Genomic DNA, 1,656 nt, shown 5'->3' with positions numbered 1-1,656 from the left:
GGCCCCGGCAGCAGCTGCCGGGGCCGCATTCAGGCGTCCTGTGCTCGCGGTTCAGGCGGCGCGGAAGCGCGCGACCGATGCCGCCAGTTCGTCCGCGAGCGTGCGCATGCGCTCCGCGGCGAGGGCGAGGTCGGCCGACTGAGCGTTGAGCTCCTGGGTCGAGGCGGAGACCTGTTCTGCCGACGCCGACGTCTGCTCGCTGGCGGCCGAGACCTGGAGGATGGCGTCGCTCACCCGGCCCGTGCCATCGGAGAGGGAGCCGGCGCTTTCGACGGTGCGGGCGGCCTGGCGTGCGATGGCTTCCGACGCCTCGACGATGCGGTGGGCGCCCTGGGCGAGGTCCTGGACCTCGCCGGCGATGACCCGCATACGGCCGGCCGAGGCTTCGACCGAGGCGAGGATGGATTCGAGCGCCTGCCCGGCCTCCGCGCTGATGGAGCGTCCGCGCTCGACATCGCCGACGCCGGCAGCCATGGCGCGGACGGCCTCTTCGGTGCCAGCCTGGACGCGGGAGATCAGCTCAGCGATCTCGCGGGTGGACTGGCTGGAGCGCTCGGCGAGCGAGCGGACGTTCTCGGCGACGACGGCGAAGCCGCGGCCCTGTTCGCCGGCGCGGGCGGCCTCGATGGCCGCGTTCAGGGCGAGGAGGTTCGTCTGGGCCGCGATCTCATCGATGGCGCGGACGATTTCGCCGATCTGCTGGCCATACTCTCCGAGCTGGTCGACCGAGCGGGAGGCGCGCTCGACGGCAGCGGCGATGGCTTCCATGGCAGCCATGGCCTGGGCCACCGCCTCTTTGCCGCGGCCGGCAGCGGTGAGGGACTCCTCGGCCGCCTCGGCGACACCGCGGGAGGCTTCGGCCACCTCGCCGATGCGCTCGCCGATACGGGCCGCCTCTTCGCGCGAGAGGCGCACGGCCTCGAGGGACGACGCCGCGACATCGGCGACTTCGCCGGAGACCCGGGCGAGATGCTGGACCTGCGTCGACGAGTCCTGCGAGAGCCCGGAAAGGGAGACCGCTGAGCGGGTGACGTCTTCCATGGCCAGGGAGATCTGGCCGGTGGCCGAGGCGAGCTGACGCGAGGCATCCTGCACGACGTCGGCCGTCTCGAGGATGGTGCGTCCCCGGGCCTGGACCGAGGCGACCACGCTGCGTACTTCGTCGAGCAGCCGGCAGAGCGCGTTGCCCAGCTGGTCGTCGGCGCCGCGGGGTTCGACGGTGGCCGCCAGGTCGCCCTCGGCGAGCCGTTCGGCGGCGTTGGCCATTTCGGTGAAGTAGGTCTTCATTTCGCGGAACGACTCGGCGACGGTGCCGATCTCATCACGGGACGTGTCGGCCGAGTCAGCGCCGCGGAGATTGCCGGTGGCGATGACGCGGGCGGCGTGGGCGATGCGCTTCAGGCGCCGGCCGATGCTCAGGGCCACCGCCGCGGCCAGGGCAGCCGCAACCACTGCAGAGATGATGACGATGATGATGGCGTTTCGAACGGCTGCGACGGTCGCTTCGTTCGCCTCGCCGGGGGTCATGCGGGCGGCGAGGGTCCAGCCAAGCTGCTCTCCGAGCTGGCCGGGGACAGGCAGCGCATGGACACGCCATGCCTGGCCGCCGGGGTCCGGCACCTCGGCATCGAGGGGTTTGCGTTCGACCGCCGCCGC

1 protein-coding gene is annotated in these 1,656 nt (G+C 72.3%); it reads right to left on the bottom strand.

What is annotated here, in order from left to right; genetic code table 11:
• Nucleotides 1–51 precede the first annotated feature (51 nt).
• A partial coding sequence (locus VAE46_RS09005) for a HAMP domain-containing methyl-accepting chemotaxis protein (protein ID WP_322796597.1) occupies nucleotides 52–1,656 on the bottom strand: 1,605 nt, incomplete at its 5' end.

The sequence above is a fragment of the Tepidiforma sp. genome, from assembly GCF_034433535.1.
Lineage (GTDB): Bacteria > Chloroflexota > Dehalococcoidia > Tepidiformales > Tepidiformaceae > Tepidiforma.
Note: the sequence above shows the minus strand (reverse complement) of the source record. Positions and strands in the feature narration are given on the sequence as shown.